The sequence below is a fragment of the Stenotrophomonas sp. CCNWLW162 genome, assembly GCF_037203745.1.
GTDB lineage: Bacteria > Pseudomonadota > Gammaproteobacteria > Xanthomonadales > Xanthomonadaceae > Stenotrophomonas > Stenotrophomonas maltophilia_AQ.
In genome coordinates this window covers 533,755-558,610 of record NZ_JBBCBL010000003.1, presented here as the reverse complement: position 1 = coordinate 558,610, position 24,856 = coordinate 533,755, and the positions used below count along the sequence as shown (strand labels likewise).

General features: G+C 64.4%; 19 protein-coding genes. 14 read left to right on the top strand and 5 right to left on the bottom strand.

Annotated elements, in window-relative coordinates; translation table 11 throughout:
• Positions 1 to 7: 7 nt before the first annotated feature.
• Positions 8 to 2,602, top strand: a complete 2,595-nt coding sequence (locus V9K93_RS11285) for a M14 family zinc carboxypeptidase (RefSeq protein ID WP_337302563.1) — start codon at positions 8 to 10, stop codon at positions 2,600 to 2,602.
• A 556-nt stretch (positions 2,603 to 3,158) separates the two neighbouring features.
• Here the strand turns inward: V9K93_RS11285 and V9K93_RS11280 are convergent.
• Positions 3,159 to 4,577, bottom strand: a complete 1,419-nt coding sequence (locus V9K93_RS11280) for a DEAD/DEAH box helicase (RefSeq protein ID WP_337302562.1) — start codon at positions 4,575 to 4,577, stop codon at positions 3,159 to 3,161.
• Positions 4,578 to 5,450: 873 nt separating this feature from the next.
• On the opposite strand from V9K93_RS11280, the gene V9K93_RS11275 reads away from it, so the two are divergent.
• Together V9K93_RS11275 and maiA are read left to right on the top strand one after the other, a co-directional pair.
• Entirely contained in the window at positions 5,451 to 6,440 is a 990-nt protein-coding gene (locus V9K93_RS11275; RefSeq protein WP_046983207.1) for a fumarylacetoacetate hydrolase family protein, read from the top strand.
• 14 nt (positions 6,441 to 6,454) lie between these two features.
• Positions 6,455 to 7,123 (top strand): maleylacetoacetate isomerase, encoded by a 669-nt coding sequence (maiA, locus tag V9K93_RS11270; protein WP_136638628.1) that lies wholly within the window; start codon positions 6,455 to 6,457, stop codon positions 7,121 to 7,123.
• A gap of 46 nt (positions 7,124 to 7,169) precedes the next feature.
• Here the strand turns inward: maiA and V9K93_RS11265 are convergent, their stop codons facing one another.
• The 3 genes from V9K93_RS11265 to V9K93_RS11255 all read right to left on the bottom strand — a co-directional run bounded on the left by V9K93_RS11265 (position 7,170) and on the right by V9K93_RS11255 (position 11,132).
• Positions 7,170 to 8,630 carry a UdgX family uracil-DNA binding protein gene (locus V9K93_RS11265; protein WP_046983206.1) on the bottom strand — a complete coding sequence of 487 codons (1,461 nt, stop codon included), beginning with the start codon at positions 8,628 to 8,630 and terminating at the stop codon, positions 7,170 to 7,172.
• Positions 8,611 to 9,894 carry a putative DNA modification/repair radical SAM protein gene (locus V9K93_RS11260; RefSeq protein ID WP_136638627.1) on the bottom strand — a complete coding sequence of 428 codons (1,284 nt, stop codon included), beginning with the start codon at positions 9,892 to 9,894 and terminating at the stop codon, positions 8,611 to 8,613. The genes V9K93_RS11265 and V9K93_RS11260 overlap by 20 nt, the downstream gene beginning before the upstream one ends.
• A 110-nt stretch (positions 9,895 to 10,004) precedes the next feature.
• On the bottom strand, positions 10,005 to 11,132 hold the full coding sequence (locus tag V9K93_RS11255; RefSeq protein ID WP_046983204.1) for a PilT/PilU family type 4a pilus ATPase: 1,128 nt from the start codon (positions 11,130 to 11,132) through the stop codon (positions 10,005 to 10,007).
• Between the two features lie 121 nt (positions 11,133 to 11,253).
• Between V9K93_RS11255 and V9K93_RS11250 the strand changes: the two genes are divergently transcribed.
• From V9K93_RS11250 to V9K93_RS11200, 11 genes are all read left to right on the top strand, one after another.
• Positions 11,254 to 11,619, top strand: coding sequence for a DUF4398 domain-containing protein (locus tag V9K93_RS11250; protein WP_046983203.1), 366 nt, complete (start codon positions 11,254 to 11,256; stop codon positions 11,617 to 11,619).
• Positions 11,616 to 12,500, top strand: a complete 885-nt coding sequence (locus tag V9K93_RS11245) for an OmpA family protein (RefSeq protein WP_136638626.1) — start codon at positions 11,616 to 11,618, stop codon at positions 12,498 to 12,500. The genes V9K93_RS11250 and V9K93_RS11245 overlap by 4 nt, the downstream gene beginning before the upstream one ends.
• Before the next feature lie 323 nt (positions 12,501 to 12,823).
• Complete coding sequence (locus V9K93_RS11240; RefSeq protein ID WP_012509964.1) at positions 12,824 to 13,060, top strand: HP1242/YdcH family protein; 237 nt, start codon at positions 12,824 to 12,826, stop codon at positions 13,058 to 13,060.
• A 299-nt stretch (positions 13,061 to 13,359) separates the two neighbouring features.
• Positions 13,360 to 14,730 (top strand): pyridoxal-phosphate dependent enzyme, encoded by a 1,371-nt coding sequence (locus V9K93_RS11235; RefSeq protein ID WP_046983202.1) that lies wholly within the window; start codon positions 13,360 to 13,362, stop codon positions 14,728 to 14,730.
• Positions 14,731 to 14,853: 123 nt separating this feature from the next.
• Positions 14,854 to 16,026 (top strand): cystathionine gamma-synthase, encoded by a 1,173-nt coding sequence (locus tag V9K93_RS11230; protein WP_046983201.1) that lies wholly within the window; start codon positions 14,854 to 14,856, stop codon positions 16,024 to 16,026.
• Positions 16,026 to 16,814 (top strand): ABC transporter permease, encoded by a 789-nt coding sequence (locus V9K93_RS11225; protein WP_046983200.1) that lies wholly within the window; start codon positions 16,026 to 16,028, stop codon positions 16,812 to 16,814. Before V9K93_RS11230 ends, V9K93_RS11225 begins: the two co-directional genes overlap by 1 nt.
• On the top strand, positions 16,804 to 18,141 hold the full coding sequence (locus tag V9K93_RS11220; RefSeq protein ID WP_337302561.1) for an ABC transporter ATP-binding protein: 1,338 nt from the start codon (positions 16,804 to 16,806) through the stop codon (positions 18,139 to 18,141). The genes V9K93_RS11225 and V9K93_RS11220 overlap by 11 nt, the downstream gene beginning before the upstream one ends.
• Complete coding sequence (locus tag V9K93_RS11215; protein WP_169050338.1) at positions 18,131 to 18,892, top strand: class I SAM-dependent methyltransferase; 762 nt, start codon at positions 18,131 to 18,133, stop codon at positions 18,890 to 18,892. The genes V9K93_RS11220 and V9K93_RS11215 overlap by 11 nt, the downstream gene beginning before the upstream one ends.
• Before the next feature lie 34 nt (positions 18,893 to 18,926).
• Positions 18,927 to 20,966 carry a glycosyltransferase gene (locus tag V9K93_RS11210; RefSeq protein WP_337302560.1) on the top strand — a complete coding sequence of 680 codons (2,040 nt, stop codon included), beginning with the start codon at positions 18,927 to 18,929 and terminating at the stop codon, positions 20,964 to 20,966.
• Positions 20,963 to 21,829: a glycosyltransferase family protein gene (locus V9K93_RS11205; protein WP_136638623.1), complete on the top strand. Its 867-nt coding sequence runs from the start codon at positions 20,963 to 20,965 to the stop codon at positions 21,827 to 21,829. Before V9K93_RS11210 ends, V9K93_RS11205 begins: the two co-directional genes overlap by 4 nt.
• A gap of 5 nt (positions 21,830 to 21,834) precedes the next feature.
• A complete protein-coding gene (locus V9K93_RS11200; RefSeq protein WP_136638622.1) occupies positions 21,835 to 22,974 on the top strand; it encodes a glycosyl transferase in 1,140 nt (379 codons plus the stop codon).
• 114 nt (positions 22,975 to 23,088) lie between these two features.
• On the opposite strand, the gene V9K93_RS11195 is transcribed toward V9K93_RS11200, so the two are convergent.
• Entirely contained in the window at positions 23,089 to 24,828 is a 1,740-nt protein-coding gene (locus V9K93_RS11195) for a DUF2142 domain-containing protein (protein WP_337302559.1), read from the bottom strand.
• Between the last annotated feature and the right edge of the window lie 28 nt (positions 24,829 to 24,856).

Sequence of the window (24,856 nt, the reverse complement as noted above, 5' to 3'; positions counted from 1 at the left end):
AGTCACCGTGTCCTTGCATCGCCATGCCGTTCTTCCGTTGCTGCTTGCCGCCGCCACCGCACTGTCCTCGCCGCAGCCGGCGCAGGCGCAGAGCGCCTACTTCTTCCCGCAGGTCAGCGACGCAGCGGCGTTCGATGCATCGGTGCCCACGCCCGAGCAGTTTCTCGGCTACCCGATCGGCAGCCGTTACACCCGGCACGACCAGCTGGTGGCGTACTTCCAGGAACTGGCGAAACGCTCGGACAAGATCAGCGTGCGCGAGATCGGCCGCAGCTATGAAGGTCGCCCGCTGCTGATCGCCACCGTCACCGCTGCAGGCAATCATGCGCGGCTGGAACAGATCCGCCAGCAGCACGCGACCCTGGCCGATCCGGCGCAGCCGCGCAGCGCCGCCGGTGACAGCCCGGTGGTGGTGTGGCTGGGCTACAGCGTGCATGGCAACGAGACCTCCAGTGCCGAGGCGGCGATGTTGACCGCCTACTACCTTGTGGCCAGTCGTAGTGCCGAAACCCAGCAGTGGCTGCAGCAGGCGGTGGTGCTGTTCGACCCGGCGCAGAACCCGGATGGCCGTGATCGTGCGGCCAACTGGCACAACGCGTGGGCCTCCGATCCAGCCTCGGCCGACCCGGCCGACAAGGAGCACGTCGAGCCGTTCCCGCAGGGCCGCACCAACCACTACTTCACCGATCTCAACCGAGACTGGCTTGCCCTGACCCAGCAGGATTCGCGGCCGAAGGTGGAGGTGTTCCACCAGTGGTACCCGAACGTGCAGATCGACTTCCACGAGATGGGCAAGGACAGTACCTACTACTTCGAGCCCTCGCCGAAGAGCATGCACAGCCCGCTGATTCCGCCGGCTTCGTACGAGTTCAACAAGACCCTGGCCAAGTACCACGCGCAGGCGTTGGATGCGTTGGGGTCGCTGTACTACACCGGCGAGAATTTCGACAACTTCTCGCCGGTCTACGGCTCAACCTATCCGGACTTCCATGGTGCAGTGGGCGTCACCGTTGAACAGGCCAGTTCGCGCGGCCGCGTGCAGGAATCAGTGAACGGCCTGTTGACCTTCCCGTTCACCATCCGCAATCAGGTCGCTACCGGTCTGGGTACAGTGCGCGGCGCGGTGAGCGAGCGCAGCGGGCTGTTCGACCTGCAGAAGCAGTTCTTCCAGAGCGCGCTGAAGCAGGCCGCGCAGCAGCCGGTGAAGAGCTTCGTGTTCGGTGATGCGCATGACCCTGCATTGACCCGGCGCCTGCTGGAACTGTTGCTGCTGCATCGCATCGAGGTGCGCGCGCTGGATCGTGCAGTCAGTGTCGATGGGCAACACTTCGAAGCGGGCAGCGCCTACGTGGTGCCGGTACAGCAGGCGCAGTTCCGCCTGGTGCATTCGATTTTTGCCGAGACACCGCCGATCAAGGGCGATGTGTTCTACGGCAGCACCAGCTATGCGATCGCACCGGCGTATGGCGTGGCCTTCGCCGGCAGCCGCAGTCGTATCGAAGGCGGCGCGCGCGTAAGTGCGGTGCCGGCGGAGCAGGGCGCGGTGCTGGGTGGCCAGGCCGGGTTCGCCTATGCCATCGACTGGCGTGACTACAATGCCGGGCGCGCGCTGGCCGCGCTGCAGGCCAAGGGATTGAGCGCGCGTGCGGCGTTCCAGTCGTTCACCACAGCGACCGCACAGGGCGAGGTCAACTTCGCTGCTGGCAGCCTGGTGATTCCGGTCGCCGGTCAACGGTTGCAGGATGCGGCGTTGCTTGAGGCGGTGACCGCTGCCGCACGCGACGCCGGTGTGCAGCTTCACTCGCTGGCGAGCGGCCGCAGTCGCGAGGGCATCGACCTCGGCAGTGACGGTGTCAAGGCGCTGCGCAAGCCCGCCGTCGCGCTGGTGATGGGCGAGGGTGTGGCCGCCACCGAAATCGGTTCGGCCTGGTTCCTGCTCGATCAGCAGCTGCACCTGCCGGCCAGCAAGCTGGACCCGCAACAGCTGGGCAAAGTGCCGCTGGACCGCTACACCACCATCGTGCTGTCGGGCGGCACGTACACCGGTGTCGATGCCACAGCGGTGGCCGCCCTGAAGCGCTGGGTACAGGCCGGTGGTTCGCTGGTGACCTACGGTAGTGCCTCGAAGTGGGCGATCGAACAGAAGCTGGCCGACGGCGAGAAGCTCGGCAAGGAAGAAGACGCTGCTGACGAAAGCCGCCGCGCGTTCGGCGACCAGCGTGACATTGCTGCGATCGAGCGCGTCAGCGGCAACATCCTCAGCGCTGATGTGGACACCAGCCATCCGCTGGCCTTCGGCGTGCCGCGCCGGCAGCTGGCGATCAACAAGGAGAACACGGTGACGTTGCAGCCGAGCGCGAACCCGTTCTCCACGGTGGTGCGCATCGATGACACGCCGCGGGTGAACGGCTATCTGTCCGAGCGCAACCGCAGCCGCGTGGCCGGCAGCGCGTGGCTGCTGGTCTCGGCGCAGGGGCAGGGCAACGTGGTGTTGTTTGCGGATGATCCGGCGCACCGCAAGTACTGGCACGGGACCGATCGGCTGTTGATCAACGCGATCTTCTTCGGGAATCTGGTGAATCCGAGTAAAGCGCGGGGTTGAGGCGTTTGGCGCCTTGTTGGCGCCTTGTTGGCGCCTTGATTGATGCGTGTATGAGGAGGCCGGGCGGGCTGCGCAGGACACGCTGTAAATACGTCCATGTAAGCTCGATCGGCGCATCCATGCGCCTCACGGTCCTGCGCAGCCCGCCCGGCCTCCCCTCGACAGTTTCCTGCGGGCGCGGACGCATCGAACCGCAAGGCGGGAGCAAGGGCAAAAGCAAAGCCAGGAATTGCGACTTCGGCTTTTGCCTTTGAATTTGAATTTGAATTTGATCTTTCTTCCCACGGCTACCCGGAGGGAGAAGAAGGCGCAGGTAATGCTTGAAGCGGATGGGCGTGGGGCCAGCGCAAAAACCGTGAGGCGCATGGATGCGCCGACCGAGCCCCCATGGATGGGTTTACGGCGTGTTTTGCGCTGGCCCCACGCCCATCCGCCCTCAGCGCAATACACCGCCGGCTCTACTCACGGTAGCTGGCAACAAAAAAGGGACGGCGCGTCAGCGCCGTCCCTCGATAGCCCCCCGCGCAGCGGGAGACGCCATCCCTGTCAGCTGGGATCAGCCGGCGCGACCGCCGCCGCCGCCCTGGCCGCGGCCACGGCCACCACCATTGCCAGCACCGCCACGACGCTGGCCCTGACCGGCGCCTGCACCGGCACGCTGCTGGCCATTGCCACCGCCCTCACGACGACCACCGCCAGCCTTCTTCGGGCCGGCATGCGCGTGACGCGGTGCATCGCCGTGCGGACGGCGCGCGTGGTTCTTGCGCGGTGCGCGCTCACCGGTTTCGTGCTCGGCCTTGCCCGGTGCACTGTTGCCCCAGCGGATCGGCACCTGCAGCTCGAAGCCCGGCACATCGCGGATATCCATGTCGCGGCCGAGCAGGCGGGTGATCGCACGCAGCAGCTTCACTTCATCCTGCGCGACCAGCGAGATTGCCTGGCCGGTGGCGCCGTTGCGGCCGGTACGGCCGATGCGATGCACGTAGTCTTCGGCCACCATCGGCAGATCGAAGTTGATCACCTTCGGCAGCTCGTTGATGTCGATACCGCGCGCAGCGATATCGGTAGCCACCAGCACGGTCACCCGGCCGGCCTTGAAATCGCCCAGTGCACGCAGGCGCTGGCCCTGGCTCTTGTTGCCGTGGATCGCCGCGGTCTTGATGCCGGACTTTTCCAGGAACGCGGCCAGCTTGTCGCTGCCGTGCTTGGTGCGGGCAAACACCAGGGTCTGCTCGCGGCTGTCCTGCGCCAGCAGGTGCAGCAGCAGGTCGCGCTTGCGGCCGCCATCGACCGGGTGCACGCGATGGGTGATGGTTTCAGCGACGGTGTTCTTCGGCGTGACCTGGATCTGCTCCGGGTTGCGCATGAATTCCAGCGCCAGCTGGCGGATGTTGTCCTCGAAGGTGGCCGAGAACAGCAGGGTCTGGCGGTTCTGCTTGGGCAGCTTGGCCAGGATGCGCTTGATCGAGGGCAGGAAGCCCATGTCCAGCATGCGGTCGGCTTCGTCCAGTACCAGCAGTTCAATGCCGGACAGGTCGATGCTGCGACGCTCCAGGTGGTCGATCAGGCGGCCCGGGCACGCCACCAGCAGGTCCACGCCACGGCGCAGGATGTCCAGCTGGTTGCCCATGCCGACGCCGCCGTAGATGCAGGCGCTGGGAATGCGCAGGTACTTGCTGTAACCGCGCAGGCTGTCATGCACCTGGGTGGCCAGCTCGCGGGTCGGGGCCAGGATCAGGGCACGCGGCTTGCGCGGGCCGGTGCGCACTTCCTGCGAAGCGGTGCCGAGGTGCTGCAGCAGCGGCAGGCCAAAGGCGGCGGTCTTGCCGGTACCGGTCTGTGCGCCGGCCAGCAGGTCGCGGCCGGCCAGCACCAGCGGGATCGCCTGCTGCTGGATCGGGGTCGGGGTTTCGTAGCCCTGCTCGGCGAGCGCACGCAGCAGGAAGGGCGCAAGGCCCAGTGATTCAAAAGACATTGAGATTGCTCCAAGTACAAGAAACGCCTGTCCGAACGGACAGACGGGGGCAGATCAAACTGATCGGCTGACTCGGAGCGTTCCCGTGAACCGCGCTGCGAGAATTGGGTGCAGCCGGCACGGAGCGCAGGCTGGAATGCGTGACGAACGGCGTCGGAGTGGGGGCGGGCGAAGTGGGCGGACCCAGGTCGCCGGCGATCCCGGAGGGAAACGGACGGCCGCTGCAGACCCGCATAGTCTAACCGATGGTTGAGACCCCGCGCAAAACGGCCTGTTCAGGTAGTGGTTCTGTCTGCAGGGCTGCGCCCTGCACCCGCAGAGGCCGGAGCCAAGGCCAGAGCAACGTCAAAAGCCGGGTTCCTGTGGGTAGGCGGGGTGGGGCCGGTTGAGGGGGACGCCGTAAACCCATCCATGGGGGCTTGGTCGCGGCATCCATGCCGCTCACACCCCCTCAACCGGACCCACCCCACCTTCGACAGTTTTCCGCGATCTGTCGAATCTCACTCGATCAATATCGATATCTGACGGATTTCGACGACGAACGATGTGGATGTTCGATCCGTCATCGGGAAATTGGCGGGGGTGGGACGGTGTGGGTGGGCAGGACCGTTGGCGCCATGGATGGCGCCATCGAGCCCCCAAGGACGGGTTTACGGCGTGTCCTGCCCACCCACACCCTCCCGCCCAACTCACAGACAACCCAGAGCCGGCTGTTGCTGTTGACGTTGCCTTGGCTTGAAGCAGGTGCAGGGCTGCAAGCCCTGCCGAACCCCTCACTACGGTAGGGTGGGCCGATGCGGCGCTGCAGCTTGGCGTCGCCGCATATTTGATTACACTTGAAACTTGTTTGCCCATGACTCCGGACACCCACCCATGAAGCTTGGTTCTTTGAAGGAAGGCGGCCGTGACGGCACCCTGATCGTCGTCTCGCGTGACCTGCGCCACGGCGTGCGCGCCACCGGCATTGCCGTCACCCTGCAGCAGGCCCTGGAAGACTGGAGCCACATCGCGCCGCGCCTTAACGCGCTGTACGAATCGCTCAACGCCGGCGACGCCGATGGCGTGTTCGACCTTGACCCGCAGGCACTGGCCGCGCCGATGCCGCGCGCCTATGAGTTCGTCGATGGCAGCGCCTACCTGCCGCACGTCGAGCGCGTCCGCCGCGCGCGTGGTGCCGAGGTGCCGGAGAGCTTCTACACCGATCCGCTGATGTACCAGGCCACCAGCGCCGGCTTCCATGGCCCGCGCGATGCGGTCAAAGTGGTCAGCGAGGACTACGGCATCGACCTGGAAGCCGAGATCGTGGTGATCACCGACGACGTGCCGATGGCGGCCACCCCGGAACAGGCTGCGGGCCATATCCAGCTGGTCGGCCTGGTCAATGACGTCTCGCTGCGCAACCTGATTCCGGGTGAGCTGGCCAAGGGCTTCGGCTTCCTGCAGTCCAAGCCGCGTTCGGCGCTGTCGCCGGTGTTCGTCACCCCCGATGAGCTGGGCGCCGCCTGGCAGGACAGCAAGGTGCACCTGCCGCTGCTGACCCACATCAACGGCCAGTGGTTCGGTGCGCCGGAAGCGGGCGTGGACATGCAGTTCAACTTCGCCCAGCTGGTCGCGCATGCGGCCAAGACCCGTCCGCTCAGCGCCGGCACCATCGTTGGCTCGGGCACCATCGCCAACGAAGACACCAGCAAGGGTGCCTCCTGCTTCGCCGAACAGCGCGTGGTCGAAACCCTGCGCGACGGCAAGCCGAGCACGCCGTTCATGTCCTTCGGTGATGTGGTCCGCATCGAGATGCTCGATGCCGCCGGCAACAGCATCTTCGGTGCGATCGAGCAGCGCATCGAACAGGCGGCCAAGCCCTGAGCATGGAGGCGGCGATGGAGATCCCGGTCGACGACGGCATCGTGCTGTACACCTACTGGCGATCCAGCGCCGCCTACCGCGTGCGTATCGGCCTGGAGCTGAAGGGCCTGGCCTGGGAGGCCCGGCCGGTGCACCTGGTGCGCGAAGGCGGCGAGCAGCATCTCGACGCCTATCGCGCGCTCAATCCGCAGCAGCTGGTGCCGACCCTGCTGCATGAAGGGCATGCGCTGACCCAGTCGCTGGCGATCCTGGAGTACCTGGATGAGCGCTTTCCGCAGGTGCCGCTGTTGCCAGCTGATGCTGCCGGTCGTGCGCGGGTGCGTGCGCTGGCCCAGCTGGTGGCCTGCGACATCCACCCGATCAACAACCTGCGGGTGATGCAGTACCTGGAGCGCAGCCTGCAGGTGCCGGCCGACGCCCGCACGCAATGGACCCTGCACTGGATCGCCGAAGGCTTTACGGCGATGGAGGCAATGCTGGCCAACAGCCGCGACACCGGCACCTTCTGCCACGGCGACCGCCCAGGCCTGGCCGACATCTGCCTGCTGCCGCAGCTGTACAACGCGCACCGCTTCGGCCTGGACCTGGCGCCGTACCCGACTCTGCGCCGCATCGAGGCCGCCTGCCAAGCGCTGGACGCCTTCGAGTGCGCACGCCCGGAAAACCAGCTCGACGCGGCCTGAAAGAAAAAGGGGACGGAGGGGATTAAGTCGTATGTGCACTTACGACTTAATCCCCTCCGTCCCCTTTCTGCTGCAATCGGGCCAGGTCATCGCGGAACAACCGGTAGGCATCCTCGCGGCGCGCATCGTCAGTCTGCCGCAACACCCATGCCGGGTGCACCGTGGCGTACCCGCGCGTGCCTTCCTCGAGGGCGTGCCAGCGTCCGCGGTCGCGTGAGAGGTCGAAATCACGACCGAATACCGAGGCTGCCGCTGTCGCGCCGAGGCACACGATCACCTGGGGTCGCACGCGGGCGATCTCACCCATCAGCCAAGGGCGGCAGGCCTGGATGTGGCGGCTTTCCGGCCGCTTGTGCAGCCGCACCTTGCCGCGCCGTTCATGGTGGAAGTGCTTCACCGCGTTGGTGAGGTACAGCTGGGCGCGATCGATTCCCAGTTCCACCAGTGCGCGGTCCAGCAGCTGGCCGGCAGGTCCTGCGAACGGCTGTCCGCGCAGGTCCTCGGTATCGCCAGGCTGTTCTCCGACCAGCATCACCTTGGCGTCTGCCGGCCCCTGCCCGAACACGGTCTGCGTGGCCTGCTCCCAGAGCGGGCACTGGCGGCAGGCGCTGGCCTGTCCGCGCAGATTCTCCAGGCTGCTGGCTTCGGTCGCCGATGTCGCAGCGTTCGCTCGCAGGGGAATCCGGCGCTGCGGTGCCTGCGCGGGACGGTCATGCATTTCCTGCACGCGGTCGGCCGCATCGCGCACCAGGCGTGGCAGCAGCTGAGCTTCCGGCAGGTGGCGCCAATACTTCGCCGGCATCTCCTGCATCATCATCCGTGTATTGAGTCGCGCCGGATTGAAGATGCTGGCGTAGTAGGTCTGCCACAGTGATTCGCGCGCATCCTCGGCCGGGGCATCCTCGCGCCGTGCGCCGGGGCCGAAGGCAAGTGCCTGCCCATCCCAGGCGACGCTGCGCGAAGGCGTGAGAATGGCCCAGCGCATGCCGGTGAAGCGGCGCGCGAAGAACGGCGCGACCCGATCGACAATGTAGTGCTGTGGTTCGAACCAGGCGATGAACGCATCAGGTTGGCCAGGCACCTCGCGGAAGCGCACGAATGCCTTCATCTTGTGCGTGTCACGGCGGACCGCCTGGGCCATGGCCATCGCCCGCAGTACGTCGGCATCGGCGGGGTTTGACAGCACCGAGCGTTCGCCATGGGTGATGCGCCACAGCAACCGGTACAGGAGGGCCATGCGCTGCCCGTCGCGATGACACAGGCAGGTGGCCGCCAGCTCCAGGAAGTCGCGCGGTACGTTCGGTGTGCCAGCATCGGCCTGCACGGGCGCCGAGGTGACCGCGGGTGCATCCAGCAGTGATGCGTCGCTGCCCTCCAGCCAGTCCAGCTGCTCCGGCGCGACGTCGCGCAGCAGGGCTTCACGCGCACCGTTGCGCCAGGCCTCCAGCGACCATGGCGGATCCACCCGCAGCGACCAGCGCTGCGCGTCAGGCCGCGGACGGTGCATCGAACAGCGAACCCTGTCGCGGGGGCGGGGCCAGCTGCGCGCGCAGCGCCGCCGGGTCGTCCAGCGCCTTGCGCGGATGATGGTCAGCCAGCAGCACGAACGGCAGCATCTTGCTCATCGGTGCCTTCAGGCGCGCGATGTCGGCCACGCGCAGCCGCCCGTGGCGGCGTGCCATCAGCACGCGCTTGACGTTGCGCACGCCGAGGCCGGGAACGCGCAGCAGCATTTCCTTCGGTGCCCGGTTCAGGTCGACCGGAAAGCGCTCGGGGTGGCGGATCGCCCAAGCCATCTTCGGGTCGATGTCCAGGTCCAGCATGCCGTTCTGGGCGGTATCGGTGATTTCTTCCACGCCGTACCCGTAGAAGCGCAGCAACCAGTCGGCCTGGTAGAGGCGATGTTCGCGCTGCAGCGGGGGCGGTTGCAGTGGCAGCTGCCGGCTGGCGTCCGGAATCGGGCTGAACGCGGAGTAGTACACCCGGCGCATGCGGTAGTTGCCGTACAGCGCATCGGCGCTGGCCAGGATCTGTTGGTCGTTGGCCCCGTCCGCGCCGACGATCATCTGCGTGCTCTGCCCGGCTGGTGCGAAACGGGGAGGGCGCGGGCGTGTACTGCGGCTGGCCGTCGGCGCCAACGCTGCGGGGGCTTTGCGCGCCTCCTTGGCTTCCTCGATGCGCCAGCGTAGTTCGCCCATGGCGCCGCGTATCGAATGCACCGTCTTCTCCGGCGCCAACGCGATCAGGCCGGCTTCGGTCGGCAGTTCGACGTTGATCGACAGGCGGTCGGCGTAGCGCCCGGCACTGGCCAGCAGCTCGGGCGAAGCCTCGGGAATGGTCTTGAGGTGGATGTAGCCGGCGTAGCGGTGCCCTTCGCGCAGTTGCCGGGCAACTTCCACCATCTGCTCCATGGTGTAGTCCGCATTGCGGATGATGCCGCTGGACAGGAACAGCCCCTCGATGTAGTTGCGCTTGTAGAAGTCCAGGGTGAGCGCGACCACCTCGTCCACGCTGAAGCGCGCACGGGCTACGTTGCTGGAGACCCGGTTCACGCAGTAGGCGCAGTCGTAGACGCAGAAGTTGGTCAGCAGGATCTTCAGCAATGAAACGCAGCGGCCGTCCGGCGTATAGCTGTGGCAGATGCCCATGCCTTCGGTGCTGCCAATGCCGCCGCTGGCGCGCGAATCGCGCTTGCCCGAGCCACTGGAGGCGCAGGAGGCGTCGTATTTGGCGGCATCGGCCAGGATGGCCAGCTTGCGGATGGTTTCCATTGAGGAAACCTACGGATGAGGGGTCTCATTGGATGAGACCGCCCCTGAATCCTTCAGGCTTTCGCCGGGCATGGCCCGGCGCTACCGGTATCGAAAGAGCAGTGCGGGGATCAGAAGCCGTGGGTGATGCTGGGCGCACCGGCCGAGAAGTCGGCGTACGGGTCGTGGTCGCCGCTGCTGCCTTCGGACAGGCGGAACTTCAGGGCCAGGCCATCACGCGAGTCAGCCGCACGCAACGCTTCTTCCTGCTCGATGGTGCCGGCCTTGGCCAGCCGGAACAGGCACTGGTCGAAGCTCTCCATGCCTTCTTCCAGCGAGCCTTCCATCGCCGCCTTGATCTCGTGCACCTGGCCGCGGCGCAGCAGGTCGCGGATCATCGGCGTATTGATCAGGACCTCGGTGGCTGGCAGCCGGCGGCCTTCCTTGTTCTTCACCAGGCGCTGGCTGACCACCGCACGCAGGTTCAGCGCCAGGTTCATCAGCACATTCTTGTGCGCGCTTTCCGGGAAGAAGTTGAGGATGCGCTCGATGGTCTGGTCGGCGTTGTTGGAGTGCAGGGTGGCCAGGCACAGGTGACCGGTCTCGGCGAAGGCGATCGCCGCCTCCATCGTTTCCGCGTCCAGGATCTCGCCGATCAGGATCACGTCCGGTGCTTCACGCATCGCGTTCTTCAGCGCGTTGTGGAAGGCATGGGTGTCCAGCCCGACCTCGCGCTGGTTGACGATCGACATCTTGTGCTTGTGCAGGTACTCGATCGGGTCCTCGATGGTGAGGATGTGGCCGGTGGTGGTGCTGTTGCGGTGGTCGATCATCGACGCCAGCGAGGTGGACTTGCCGGAACCGGTGGACCCCACCACCAGCACCAGCCCACGCGGGGTCATGATGACGTCCTTCAGCACCTGTGGCAGGTTCAGCTCTTCGATGCTCGGGATGCGGCTGCGGATGGCGCGAATGACCATGCCGACTTCGCCGCGCTGCTTGAATACATTGACCCGGAAGCGCCCGGCATCAGGCAGGGCGATGGCCATGTTCAGCTCCAGCTCGCGCTCGAACTGCGGCACCTGGCCCTCGTCCATCAGCGAGTAGGCGATCTTCTTGACCATGCCCGGCGGCAGGCCGGTATTGCCCAGCGGATAGAGCTTCCCCTCGATCTTGATGTAGACCGGAGCCCCGGTGGTCAGAAACATGTCCGAAGCGTTCTTTTCGGTCATCAGCTTCAGGAAGTAGCCGATATCCATTGCGAATTTTCCCCAACGAAACGGTCGACGCCCGTTGCCAGCACGGTGTCGGCTTGACGACAATGGCCGTGAACCGACAACCGGTACGGCCTCCCCAATGAAACGACTTAGCTTCGCACGAATGCGCCATGGCCTGTATGTGATGGCGTTTGCATTCGCACTGTCTGCCCCCGCTTGGGCGCAGGACGCCGCACTGGAACTGGCGCAGGCCCGGCAGGCGGTCGACAAGGCCACCCAGGCCGATGCCGACCAGTACGCTCCGGACCTTATCGGGCTGGCCCGGCAGGGGCTGGAGCAGGCCCAGCGCGCCGCCGGCGACCGCCGCGAGCGCAAGAACGCCCCGGCGATGGCCCTGCGCGCTGCCGTCGATGCCGACCTGGCTCGCGTCCGCAGCGAGGAAGCCACCGCCACCGCGCAGCTGCAGCTGCGCCGCAACGAGGTCAACCAGCTGCAACGCCAGCTGTCGACCGGGGAGGACCGCCGGTGAAGCCGATGACCGCCGCAACCCTGGCCGCGCTGCTGGCGCTGCCGACCCTGGCCGTGGCCGCTGACAACCCGATGGTGGCGCAGCTGAGCCAGCGCCTGATGGCCATCCAGGCCAATCCCGACACGGCTGAGCTGGGCGCTTTCGAGCGCATGCAGGCGCAGCAGGCCATCGCCACCCTGGACAAGGCCAAGCGCCGCGACCAGGAATTGGCCACCTACCTGGCAGAGCGCCGCGTCGAGATCGCCGAGACCGCCGTGCGTACCGCACTGGCGGCGCGTGAGGTCGATCGTCTCGAGCGTACCCGCAGCGACCTGCTGATCGAGGCCAGCCGCCGCGATGCTGCCCGTGCCCGCCAGGAAGCCGAGCAGCTGCGCATGCAGGCGCAGATGCAGGCCGAGGAGGCAGAGCGCCTGCGTCAGGCCGCCGAGGCCGAGACGCTGGCCCGCCAGGATGCCGAGAATGCCCTGACCAGCGTGGCCGGCAAGCAGCAGCAGCGCCTCAGCGCCGCGCAGCAGAACGCTGCCAAACTGGCCCGCGAGGAAGCCGAGCTGGTGTCCGGGCAGAAGCTGCCGGGCTCGAAGTTCGACGGCCGCGGTGAGGTGTTCACCTTCAATGGTGACGCCTTCGCCGCCGGTGCCTCCAGCCTGTCCGGTGGTGCCCGCAACCAGGCCAAGGCACTGGCCGAGTATCTGAACATCGGCAAGAAGGGCCGCCTGCGCATCGAGGCGTATGACAGTGCCAATGGCGTCGGCCAGAAGCGGGCCGAAGCGCTGCGCGATGCCCTCGTTGCCGGCGGTGTCGCAAGCAACCGGATACAGCTCAGCGGCAAGAAGGCAGCGTCCACCCGGGCGCGTTCGGCCGAGGTCATCATCGCCCCGTAATTGATTGATATTGTTTGTTTTTCGTTGTGATGAGCATTCAGCCTGAACCCCGCCCCGGCGGGGTTCGGTCTTTTTGACGCAGGGGCTTGAACCCCGCCCGGAGCAGGCGTAGGGTCAATCGTCCGGGACGCAATGCCGCGGACCGGACGATGGGAGGGCCGGGCCGATGCAAGCAGGGCGCGAACCGCAGCGAATCGACGTGCGCAGGCCAGTGCCGCAGGTCGTTGCAGGCGTCCAGGTGGCCATCGACCGGCGCTCCTCCATGAACAACGCCCCGTGCCTTGCAGCCGGGGCGTTCGTGTATCTGTCGAAGGAGGTCCATCATGTTTGAAGATCAGCCCCAGAGCGAGATCGACGCCCGCCGCGCGCGCGATCCGGAGTTCCGGGCACTCCATGACCAGCACCGCAAGTTGAACAAGAAGTGCATGGACGCGGAGTTGGGTGTACTCCCGATCGATGATGTCACCCTGGGTCGCATGAAGCGTGAGAAGCTGCTGGCCAAGCAACGTCTTCTGCGAATGTACGAGACACCGCTTCCAACGACGTCCCCCGCGCATTGACGCACCCCGTCACGCCCGGAACGGCGTGACCCGGCCAGAGATGGCCCCGCCGGGCGCTCATGCCCCGGCATCGCGGCACCGCCGATGAGGCGGCCGCGCCAAGGCACCACAGGCGGTGGTGCCTTGGCCTGCAGGCACAACTCACCGATGCGGGCGGTACCGGTCTCCTCGTCGATCCGGGGCCGTCCGCATCCCTTTTTTACGGTGGACAGGCTGCGGCCATGCCGACCTGACTTTCATCGCCATCCGTCGGATAATCATCGGTCCGGCCCTGCGTGGCGCGAACCGAAAGTCCCCGAATGCCCATCCACTCTTCCGTCCTCGAACTCATCGGTCAGACCCCGATCGTGAAGGCCCAGCGCCTGGACACCGGTGTCTGCGAGCTCTACCTGAAGCTGGAGAGCGCCAACCCGGGCGGGTCGATCAAGGATCGCATCGGCCTGTCGATGATCGAGGCCGCGGAAAAGCGCGGCGACCTGAAGCCGGGCGCGACCCTGGTCGAGGGCACCGCCGGCAACACCGGCCTGGGCCTGGCCCTGGTAGCGCAGCAGAAGGGCTACAAGCTGATCCTGGTCGTTCCCGACAAGATGAGCCGCGAAAAGATCTTCAATCTGAAGGCGATGGGTGCCGAAGTGCGCTTGACCCGCTCGGACGTGGCCAAGGGTCATCCCGAGTACTACCAGGACCTGGCCAAGACCATCGCCGAGCAGACCCCGGGCGCCTACTTCATCAACCAGTTCGGCAACCCGGACAACCCGGCCGCGCACGAATTCGGTACCGGCCCGGAAATCCTGGAGCAGATGGACGGCGACCTTGACGCCATCGTGTTCGGCTGCGGCAGCTCCGGCACCATGACCGGCCTGTCGCGTGCCTTCGCGAAGCTGTCGCCGAAGACCGAGCTGGTGCTGGCCGATCCGGTCGGCTCGATCCTGGCCGAGTACATCAACGACGGCAATCTGAACGACAAGTCGGGCAGCTGGCTGGTGGAAGGCATCGGTGAGGACTTCCTGCCGTCGATCTCCGATTTCAGCCGGGTGAAGAAGGCCTACGCCATCTCCGATGCGGAGAGCTTCCACACCGCGCGAGAGCTGCTGGGCAAGGAAGGCATCCTCGGTGGTTCCTCCACCGGCACCCTGCTGGCGGCGGCGCTGAAGTACTGCAAGGAGCAGACCACGCCGAAGAAGGTGCTGGTGCTGGTGCCGGATACCGGCAACAAGTACCTGTCGAAGATGTACAACGACTACTGGATGCTGGACAACGGCTTCCTGCAGCGCCCCCAGCACGGCGACCTGCGCGACCTGATCCTGCGCCCGTATGGCCAGCGCGACACCGTGGTGATCGGCCCGAACGACCTGCTGACCACCGCCTATCAGCGCATGAAACTGTATGACGTGTCGCAGCTGCCGGTGCTGGACGGCGACCAGCTGGTCGGTATCGTCGATGAAAGCGACGTGCTGCTGCATGTCTATGGCGATGAAGCCCGTTTCCGCGACCCGGTGGCGACCGCGATGGTCAGCAAGCTGGACCGGCTGGACGTGAAGTCGCCGATCGAAGCGCTGCTGCCGGTGTTCGACCGCGGCCAGGTGGCGATCGTGATGGACGGTGACGCCTTCCTGGGCCTGATCACCCGTATCGACCTGCTGAACTACCTGCGTCGGCGTGTTCAATAAGCCGCTGATCGCAGATGTTCGCCGCTGAATCCTGGTTTATCCGCGTCAAAGGTCGTTAAGGCCGCGCTGATAGACTTCCGCACCTTCGATGGCGCCGTGCGTCGGCGCCCCTCAGGAAAGAACATGTCCAACGCTACTTCCCAGGATCGCGCCCTGGCCCTGGCTACCCTGGCCATCCACGGTGGCCAGTCGCCGGACCCCAGCACCGGTGCGGTGATGCCGCCGATCTACGCGACCTCGACCTATGCCCAGTCCAGCCCGGGCGAGCACCAGGGCTTCGAGTATTCGCGTACCCACAACCCGACGCGCTTCGCCTACGAGCGTTGCGTGGCCTCGCTGGAAGGCGGTACCCGTGGCTTCGCCTTCGCTTCGGGCATGGCCGCCAGCTCGACCGTGATCGAGCTGCTGGACGCCGGCAGCCACGTGGTGGCGATGGATGACATCTACGGTGGCAGCTTCCGCCTGTTCGAGCGTGTGCGTCGCCGTACCGCTGCGCTGGACTTCAGCTTCGTCGACCTGACCGATCTGGCCGCGTTCGAGGCCGCCATCACGTCGAAGACGAAGATGGTCTGGATCGAGACCCCGACCAACCCGATGCTGAAGATCGTCGACATCGCTGCGGTCGCCGCCATCGCCAAGCGTCATGGCCTGATCGTAGTCGTCGACAACACCTTCGCCTCGCCGATGCTGCAGCGTCCGCTGGAACTGGGCGCGGACCTGGTCCTGCATTCGGCCACCAAGTACCTCAACGGGCACTCGGACATGGTCGGTGGCATGGTTGTGGTTGGCGACAACGCCGAACTGGCCGAGCAGATGGCCTTCCTGCAGAACTCGGTGGGTGGCGTGCAGGGCCCGTTCGACAGCTTCCTGGCCTTGCGTGGTCTGAAGACCCTGCCGCTGCGCATGAAGGCACATTGCGCCAACGCGCTCGCCCTGGCCCAGTGGCTGGAAAAGCATCCGGCGGTGGAGAAGGTGATCTACCCGGGCCTGGCCTCGCACCCGCAACACGAGCTGGCGGGCAAGCAGATGGCTGGCTACGGCGGCATCGTCTCGATCGTGCTCAAGGGCGGCTTCGACGCGGCCAAGCGCTTCTGCGAGAAGACCGAACTGTTCACCCTGGCCGAGTCGCTGGGCGGCGTGGAAAGCCTGGTCAACCATCCAGCGGTGATGACGCATGCATCGATCCCGGTGGCGCGGCGCGAGCAGCTGGGCATCAGTGATGCGCTGGTAAGGCTGAGCGTGGGTGTTGAGGATCTGGGGGATCTGCAGGTGGATCTGGAAAAGGCGCTGGCGTGATGATCAGTGGCGTACAACGCAAGGCTGAGCTGCTCTGGGCATTGTCCCAGCGTGAGATCGCTGCACGGTTCAAAGGATCCTACGGTGGCCTCTCCTGGTATGTGATCCAGAACCTGCTGTTGCTGACGCTTTACTCGTTCGTGTTCGGTACGCTGTTCAAGAACCGATGGGGGCAGGGTGATCATCCGTCGGGCAACTTCACCGTCGCGCTCTTCATCGGCTTGATCGTGTTCAATCTATTCGCCGAATGCGTCACGCGTGCGCCAACGCTGATCCTGGCCAATGCGAACTACGTGAAGAAAGTTGTTTTCCCCCTTGATGTGCTGCCCGTCGTCACCCTGATCACGGCTGTGTTCAACGCGTTCGTGGCGATGCTGGTGCTCATTGCCGTGTCCTGGTACCTGGATTCGCCCATGCATTGGCAGGGGCTGTGGATCCCGGTAATTCTTCTGCCGCTGATGGTGTTGATCTTGGGAGTGACCTGGTTGCTGGCGGCACTCGGAACCTACATCCGCGACATCAACCAGATGGTGACGTTGCTGATCAGTGCCTTCATGTTCCTGTCGCCGTTGTTCTACCAGATCACCGCGTTGCCAAAGGCCGCGCAGACCTGGGTGATGTTCAATCCGTTGACATTGCCGATGCAGGAATCACGTGCGGCATTGATGCTTGGCCAATCCCCGGATTGGGCTGCGCTGGGGGTCTATCTGCTGATCGCCCTGCCGGTGGCCGCCTTGGGCTACATGTTCTTCCAGAAGATGCGTGGAGGCTTCGCCGATGTCATCTGACGTCTCGATCCGGGTCCACAATCTGTCCAAGTGCTACCACATCTATGAGAAGCCCGCGCACCGCCTCTGGCAGGGTCTATTGGGTGGACGGCGAAAGTTCTACCGCGATTTCTGGGCGCTGCGTGATATCGACTTCAGCGTGCGGAAGGGCACGACGTTCGGCGTCATCGGAAAGAATGGCTCTGGAAAGTCGACCTTGCTGCAGATCGTGTGCGGCACGTTGTCGCCTACCAGCGGCAGCGTCGAACGTGTCGGCAAAGTGGCAGCGCTGCTGGAACTGGGGGCAGGCTTCAATCCCGAATTCACCGGGCGTCAGAACGCGATTCTCAGTGGCGGCATCTATGGCCTGACCACTGCGGAAATCAACGAACGCCTGCCGTCGATCATCGAATTCGCAGAGATCGGTGAATTCATCGATCGCCCGGTCAAAACGTACTCCAGTGGCATGTTCGTGCGCCTGGCCTTCTCGGTGATCACCCACGTCGACGCTGACATCCTGGTCATCGACGAGGCGCTTGCCGTGGGGGATGCGCAGTTCACGCAGAAGTGCATGCGCTGGCTGCGCAAGTTCAAGGAGAACGGCACGCTGGTGTTCGTCAGCCATGACAGTGGCGCGGTGCGAAGCCTGTGCGACCAGGCCATGTGGATCGAGCATGGCCGGGTGCAAGCGATTGGCGATGCCAAGAGCGTGACAGAGAAGTACCTGGCCTCTTTGTTCAACCAGTCGCAGAGCAGCGCACCGGAACGAGACCATGCCGTGCAGGACATCCTGTCGGCCGAGGACTGGAAGGATCAGCGCCAATCGATGATCAATGGCAGCACGCTGCGCAATGACATCCAGGTGATGCAGTTCACGCCGGAGAGTGCATCCTTTGGTCAGGGCGGGGTGGAAATCACCCAGGTGGTGCTGGAGGACCGCGAACATAACCCGCTGTCGTGGGTGGTCGGCGGCGAGGCGGTATCGCTGGTCGTGCAGGCGCGCGCACTGGTTGATCTGCCGCAACCCATTGTCGGCTTCTTCCTGAAGGACAAGCACGGGCAAACACTGTTTGGCGACAACACGTACCTGACTTACCTGGATGCCCCCCCCATGGTCAGTAGCGGCGAGCGCTTCCGTGCGGTGTTCAGCTTCCCGATGCCGATCCTGCCGGTGGGTGACTACAGTTTTGACGTCGCTATCGCCGAGGGCACCCAGCTGGACCATCGGCAGCTCAAGTGGGGGCATGACGTACTGATCGTCCGCTCAGTGTCGACCAGCGTCTCCACGGGGTTGGTGGGCATTCCCATGCTGGAGGTCGCAATCGAGGTGGATGCCAATGAAGATTGAAGATCGCGTTTCGCCATACGACTACAGTTTCGATCCGGAAGGGCCGAGTACCGCTGCCCGCATCTCGCGGATGGTGGGACAGGGGCAGCGGGTGCTTGAACTTGGCTGCGGCTACGGTGTCATATCGCGTCAACTCAGCCAGGCACAAGGGTGCACAGTGACCGGCGTGGAGATCGATCCGATCAGTGCCGATCAGGCTCGTCCCTACCTGAATGCGCTGCATGTTGGAACTCTGGAAGGTGACGACTGGTTGGCAGCGGTTCGCGGCACCTACGATGTGATCGTCTGCGCGGACGTGCTGGAACACCTGCGTGATCCTGCATACACACTCGGCCAGCTACTGACCCTGCTGGCCCCGGACGGCCGTCTGGTGGCGTCCGTGCCCAACGTGGGTCATGCCGGCATCATCGCTGCATTGTTCTGCGGGCGCTTCGACTACACGCCGACAGGGCTGCTCGACGAAACCCACCTGCGCTTCTTCACCTGGGATTCGCTGGAGCGCATGCTCAACGCACAGGGCCTGGAGGTTGCCAGGCGCGAAGCAGTCAATGCCGGCGGAAACCACGAGCAGTTCCTTGAGTACTGGCAGCCTCTGCCGGAACCGATCAAGCACATGCTCAACCGACATCCCACCGCCAACGTGTTCCAGTTCGTGCTGGAGGCGCGTCGCAGTGAAGTGCCGCAGCGCCCGTGGCGGGTCGAGGATGCAGAAGCGCTGCAGCGCTGGGCCGACGAGGTGGCGAGTGGCTGAAGTGACCCTCGCAGACCACGCTGCACTGCCACGCGTGAGCGTGGTGATCCCGTCCTACAACCACGCGCGCTTCATCGGCGAGGCCATCGAGTCTGTGCTGGCACAGACGATGTCTTCTCTGGAACTGATCATCATCGATGATGGTTCCAGGGATGATTCTGTGTTGGTTGCAACTGCCATGGCGGCAGAGGATGACCGGATAAGAGTGGTGCGCCAGGACAACGCGGGGTCGCACGCGGCGATCAACCGTGGCTTGTCAAAAGCGCGGGGCGCATGGCTGGCGGTCCTCAACTCGGACGATATCTGGGAGCCTGAGCGGCTGGAGCAGATGCTCAAGCACGCCGAGCGCGAAGATGCGCAGTTCCTGTTCAGCGATATCCGCCTGATTGATGCCGATGGCGAGTTCATCGATGACCCGTCTCATTGGTGGAACTTCAGCGTGCAGCGTTTGCGCGAGCGCGTGCGCAGCGAAGGTGTGGTGAACGGGCTGCTGTATGGAAACTTCACTGTTTCCACGTCGAACTTCCTGTTCCGCAGGGAGTTGTTGGCCAGTGTTGGCTGGTTTCGGCGCTTCCGCTACAACCTGGACTGGGACTACGTGCTGCGCTGCCTGGATACCGAGGGCGTGAAGGTGGAGTTCGTCGACCAGCGTCTGATGCGCTATCGGTTGCACGGTGACAACGCGATTCTCAGTGGCATGCCCGGCGCTGCGGCCGAGGCTCAGCTGATCACGCGGCAGATCTACCGTCGTCGGATGCATGCACCCCAGAGCCTGCTGCTCAGTCACCACCGGCATGACCGCCTGTTGCGTCGCTACCTGCAGGGCCAGGTCAACAAGTACCGCGAGTCATTCCATGCAGTTGAAGCAGATCGCGATGCTCATGTAGAGCTTCTGAAACAACGCCAGCAGTTGATCGAGGCGGAGCGGCGCCAGCGGGAGCAGGCCAGCGAAGCCGAGCGCCGGCAAGCGCAGGTGGTCGAAGCAGAGCTGCGTGAGGCGCTGATAGTGCAGCAGGAGCAGCAGGCGTCGCTGGAGCAGGTGCACGCGGAGTATCGCAAGCGTGCACACGCCCAGCGCATGGATGTATACGGCGATTCTCTGCGGGTGAGGTACGAGCGGGACCTGCAGCGTTGCCGCGAGGTGCGGATGCTGGAACACCTTGAAGGGCGAAATCTGCCAGGCTCCCCAGCCTACGGAATGCCGTTGAGTTTGCGTCAGCGCGTGTCGCGCGCCATCAGGAGCGCGCGCCGCATCAACGAATCCATCGGCTTCCTGCGCAATGGAGTCACGGCTGGTACGGTCCGGCATGTCGCGCGTGATCCTCTGCCGATCGTGCCCTTGGTAGCAGAGGTGGCGGTCCATCTGCACATTTTCTACCGTGATCTTGCCCCCGAACTGATCGCCGATGCGCTGCGCATACCGAACCTGCGCAAAGTGGTCATTACCGGGCCCTGGAGTCGCGAGGACTTCGACGGTCCACTGGATGAACTGGTTGCGCGCGGTGTGGATGTGCAGATTCTGGTCGTCCCCAATCGCGGCAAGGACGTGGGCGGATTGCTGGCGGCGATCCGTGATGGAGGTCTCCTCGATTCAGATCTGGTGCTGAAGCTCCACTCCAAGAAGAGCCACAATCCGGAAAGCTACTTCCAGGCAATTTCTGCCTTGTTCGGGCAGGAAATACGCGATGGCGATCATTGGCGCCGCGCGCTTGTGCAGCCATTGACCGGCAGCACCTGGCAGATCAACAACGTGCTGAAACTGTTCCAGGATGATCCGGCGATCGGCATGGTGGGAGCACGACCGTTCATCACCAGTGTTCCCGATGCCAATGCAGCGCTCAGCCAAGCGGCGTACGAGCGCTTTGGTGTGCCGCAGGGAGCTCCGTTCGTGGCCGGCACGATGTTCTGGATTCGATCCTCATTGCTCAGGCCGCTGCTCGAGCTTGGCTTGTCGCTCGATGAGTTCAGTCTGGACAGCAGGGAGGTTGAGGGCGGGCTGGAGCATGTAATGGAAAGGATGCTTGGCGCCCTTGTGATTGGGCGCGGCTTCGACATCTTTGGAGTGGAAGGATGAGCGTACTGTCCAATCGTACCGTTCCGGTCTTCATCATTTCCTACAACCGGGTCGGCTACATCAGGAGCGTGATCGAGCGGCTGGAAGCGCTGGATTTCCAGAATCTCATCGTGGTCGACAATGCGTCGACCTACGAACCACTGCTGGACTATCTCAACCACAGTCCGCATCGCGTGGTCCGGCTCGACAAGAACTATGGCCATCTTGCGCTTTGGCGCAGTGGTCGTTTCGACGACGTCATCCAGCGCGAGCGTTTCATCCTGAACGACAGCGATGTCATGCCGGCCCATGATTGCCCGTCCGACATCACCGAGCACCTGGCTGAGCTGCTGGAGCGCTATCCGCGGCACAACAAGGCCGGGCTGTCACTGAGGATCGATGACCTGCCTGACCACTATGCGTTCAAGCAGCAGGTGATCGCCTGGGAATCGCCGTTCTGGCAGAACCTGCTGGAGGACGGCAACTATGAGGCGGCTCTTGATACCACGTTCGCTCTCTACCGCCCTGGCGTCCACTGCGACGAGGAGCGTTGGTGGCGTTCGATCCGCACCGCTCCGCCATATTCAGCGCTGCACTTGCCCTGGTATCAGGACACCTCGCTGATCTCGGACGAGGACATGTTCTACCAGCAGGCGGTTGCCGGCATTTCCAGTCAATGGAGCATCACCGATCCGGTATTGCTGAAGAAACAGAACACCGAGCTGCAGCACGAGATCGCGGCCCTCAAGCGTACAATCAGCGAGCTTCGCGGTGAGGTTGCGCCGGCGGGCTCAACGGCATGGCGCAACGCTGTCCGATCCACCCTGGGTGCCACCGGGCTGTTGCCGCTGGTGCGCCGCTTGCGCGACAACATGAAGAAGTGAATCCCATGATCGAATGCATCTTTACCTCCATCAACAACGGTTACCTGCCGAAGGCGCGCATCCTCGCCGCTTCGGTCCGCCGCCATCATCCTGAAGCCAAGATGGCGCTCATGCTGAGCGATCATCAGGACCCGGCCCTGGACTATTCCGATTTCGATATCGTCCTGACCCCGGATGATGTCGTCGAAGGTGTCGGCGAACTCCAGTCATGGTTGTTCGATCATACGGTGGTGGAATTGTGCACGGCAGTGAAGCCCTTTGCATTTGCACACCTGTTCCAGAAGCATGGTTTTGCCAATGTCGTCTATCAGGATCCTGATACGGTGTTGTATGCACGGCTGGAGGAGCTGGAGCGGGAGATGGTCAGCCATCCGATCGTGCTGACTCCGCATGTATCAGTGCCCGCGACGGATACCGATGACCTTCAGGATGGAGAAATGCTCGGTTGCCTGCGCCATGGCGTGTTCAATCTGGGCTTTCTCGCGCTGACCCGTGAGGGAGAGGGCCCGGCGTTCCTGCAGTGGTGGCTGGATCGCTGCCGCGACTATTGCTTCGACGATAACCAGCGTGGGCTTTTCACTGATCAGAAGTGGGTGGACCTGGCTCCCTGCTTCTTCCAGACGCTGGGAATTCTTCGTGTGCCGTCCTACAACGTCGCGACCTGGAATCTTTACTACCGCGAAGTCAGCACCCGCGCCGACGGCACGATCGTGGTCAACGGCAGCTATCCGCTGCGCTTCTATCACTTCTCGGGCTTCGACATTGGTACGCATGAGAAGATGCTGGGCAAGCACGACGCGGGCAACACCACCCTGCAGGCGATGACCCAGTGGTACACCTCGGAACTGGAGCGACTGAAGAATCCGGCGGGCCTGCCTGACAAGTACGGCGTGTTTGCCAACGGTCGCAAGATTCCGGCCGATTGGCGCCGCTACTATCGCAGCCAGCCCGCGCTCAAGCGCATGATCCCGCGCCCGTACGAACAGTACGAGGCCATCATCGCGCATTTCGACTCGGCTCCGGACGAGGTCGCACTGGATCCTTCCTCGTCGTCGCTGGAGCGTTTTGTTCGTCGTCGGCCGGGACTGGCATCACTGGTACGCAAGATGGTGCCGGCATCCGTCATTCGCCGTCTGCGCGGTTGAGTCACCGGCCTGCACGCACAACAGGATGGTCCCGCAGGCAGAGCGTGCGAGGACCATGTTGTTGCCTGCATGGACACCAGCGTCCGGGCAAGGGCTCGGCCTTGTTTTTCGGGCCTAGGGTAGGGGGCAGCCCGGCGTAACGCGTCGGGTGCCGTCGGTGGCATGCACCGCCAGGCAGCTGGTGCGCTGGCCGGTGCCGTCAACGGCTTCCCATAATCCAACCTCAGCTGTGCCATCGATCCGGACATCGCCCCTGACATAGGCACGCGCGTCAACCGGCACGCTGTGGTAATCGTCGTCCCCGATTCCGGTCAAAGGCAGTTCGAAGCGATGTTCGCTGCCGTCCGAGTCCCACAGGCGCAGGCTCGCCTTGGCCCGCGGATCGGTGATGGCTTTCCTGATGTCCAGCAGGATGGAGACCGAATCGATGGCTGTTTCAGGTCCCGTCACTGCTCGTGGAAGCTGTAGTTGGGTGGGCGCGTCCGTGGCGATCGCCTGCCCCGCCTCCAGCGAGTACGCTGGCAAGGCCACAGGGCGTACCGGCTGCATGTAGTAGCGGTCGGCCAGCAGTTTCGCGGTGCCATAGCCGGAGATGAGCACCAGACCGGCCAGCAGCAGGTGTGACACCAGGTGCAGCGCACGCGGACGCGGTTGCGGCTGGGCCAGAAGCGCGTAGGACAGGCAGACGGCAGGAATCAGGAAGTAGCGTCCCTGCACGCCTTCGATCAGGCGCGAACCAGGCTCGGTCCATTGCACCAGCAGCGCAAGGAAGGTCAGCAGGATTGCCGAGAAGCAGACGACCACCAGCAGAGTACGAGCCAAGGCCAGGCTGCGCCAGGCACCGGTGGCAACGGACGCGGCCACTGTCGCCAGGAAGGCTGTGCCCGCCCAGAGATAGAACGAGGCAGGGAAACCGATGTCGAGCCAGCCCAGTACGCCCAGGAAGGACTCCCAGTACTCGCTCATGCGGACCGGGTGCGACCAGGTCACCCAGAGCATGTGCCAAAGCTCGGAAGGGTGGGTGAGATAGTGCATCAGGCGCGCTGCGTGATCCGCGTCGCGCGGTCCGGGGGCGTATACCGTTGTCTTGATGGTCACCGCCGTCCAGCCCAGTACGAACACTGCCAGGGCCAGGGCGATCCAGAAGCGACGGCCGCAGCGCGCGAACCATGCGGCAGCAAAGGGCAATGCGAGCATCGGTAACATGTGCGCGCGGCTTGCGCAGACAAGCAATGTGGCCGCGACCAATGCAATGAAAATGCGAGCGTTGGCCTGGCGTCCGTCGACGGCAAGACGCATGAAAGCAGCGACGGCCACGAAGGTCAGTCCGGTGGCAACCGGGTCCAGCACGGCGCCGCCAAACTGGAACAGCGTCATTGGCAGCACTAGCAGGGCCAGTGCCCCCGCAGGTGGAGCAAAGATCCGGAATGCCAGGGCCAGCAGGGCGATGGCTGCGGCCAGCGAGAGGTAGCGGGCCAGCCGGTAGGAATCCGCCACGGTCCATCCCAGCACCCGGCCGGCGGCCAGTCCAGTGGCCTGGGGCAGATAGACGGCGGGAAAGTAATAGGCGGTGCCAGAAGGCGCCTGGTACACCGTTTCACCGGACCAGGCGATCGACTCGGACCGGGCAAGCTCCTCGGCGGTCAGCTTCTGTGCGCGCTTGCCCACGAGTTGCGTGAACTGCTGCATGTAGGACAGCAGGCCGGTATCGACCTCGCCGCCGGAGGGGTTGCCATCGCGTGCATGCAGCAGGAGCTGGCCCTTGCTCAACAGATAGGCACGCTTGACATGGTCCAGCTCATCCGGGGTCTGGAACGATGGGGTCAACGCGGAGAGAACGATCGACAGCAGCATCGCGAACGCAAGGAAGAATGGCCACAGT

Bases quoted from the DNA above. Each gene is read 5' to 3' on its own strand.
- V9K93_RS11215 (WP_169050338.1), top strand. From the start codon at position 18,131: ATGAAGATTGAAGATCGCGTTTCGCCATACGACTACAGTTTCGATCCG.
- V9K93_RS11265 (WP_046983206.1), bottom strand. From the start codon at position 8,630: ATGCACCGTCCGCGGCCTGACGCGCAGCGCTGGTCGCTGCGGGTGGAT.
- V9K93_RS11240 (WP_012509964.1), top strand. From the start codon at position 12,824: ATGTTTGAAGATCAGCCCCAGAGCGAGATCGACGCCCGCCGCGCGCGC.
- V9K93_RS11205 (WP_136638623.1), top strand. From the start codon at position 20,963: ATGAGCGTACTGTCCAATCGTACCGTTCCGGTCTTCATCATTTCCTAC.
- V9K93_RS11230 (WP_046983201.1), top strand. From the start codon at position 14,854: ATGTCCAACGCTACTTCCCAGGATCGCGCCCTGGCCCTGGCTACCCTG.
- V9K93_RS11200 (WP_136638622.1), top strand. From the start codon at position 21,835: ATGATCGAATGCATCTTTACCTCCATCAACAACGGTTACCTGCCGAAG.
- V9K93_RS11195 (WP_337302559.1), bottom strand. From the start codon at position 24,828: ATGCTGCTGTCGATCGTTCTCTCCGCGTTGACCCCATCGTTCCAGACC.
- V9K93_RS11275 (WP_046983207.1), top strand. From the start codon at position 5,451: ATGAAGCTTGGTTCTTTGAAGGAAGGCGGCCGTGACGGCACCCTGATC.
- V9K93_RS11260 (WP_136638627.1), bottom strand. From the start codon at position 9,894: ATGGAAACCATCCGCAAGCTGGCCATCCTGGCCGATGCCGCCAAATAC.
- V9K93_RS11255 (WP_046983204.1), bottom strand. From the start codon at position 11,132: ATGGATATCGGCTACTTCCTGAAGCTGATGACCGAAAAGAACGCTTCG.
- V9K93_RS11225 (WP_046983200.1), top strand. From the start codon at position 16,026: ATGATCAGTGGCGTACAACGCAAGGCTGAGCTGCTCTGGGCATTGTCC.
- V9K93_RS11250 (WP_046983203.1), top strand. From the start codon at position 11,254: ATGCGCCATGGCCTGTATGTGATGGCGTTTGCATTCGCACTGTCTGCC.
- V9K93_RS11220 (WP_337302561.1), top strand. From the start codon at position 16,804: ATGTCATCTGACGTCTCGATCCGGGTCCACAATCTGTCCAAGTGCTAC.
- maiA (WP_136638628.1), top strand. From the start codon at position 6,455: ATGGAGATCCCGGTCGACGACGGCATCGTGCTGTACACCTACTGGCGA.
- V9K93_RS11280 (WP_337302562.1), bottom strand. From the start codon at position 4,577: ATGTCTTTTGAATCACTGGGCCTTGCGCCCTTCCTGCTGCGTGCGCTC.
- V9K93_RS11235 (WP_046983202.1), top strand. From the start codon at position 13,360: ATGCCCATCCACTCTTCCGTCCTCGAACTCATCGGTCAGACCCCGATC.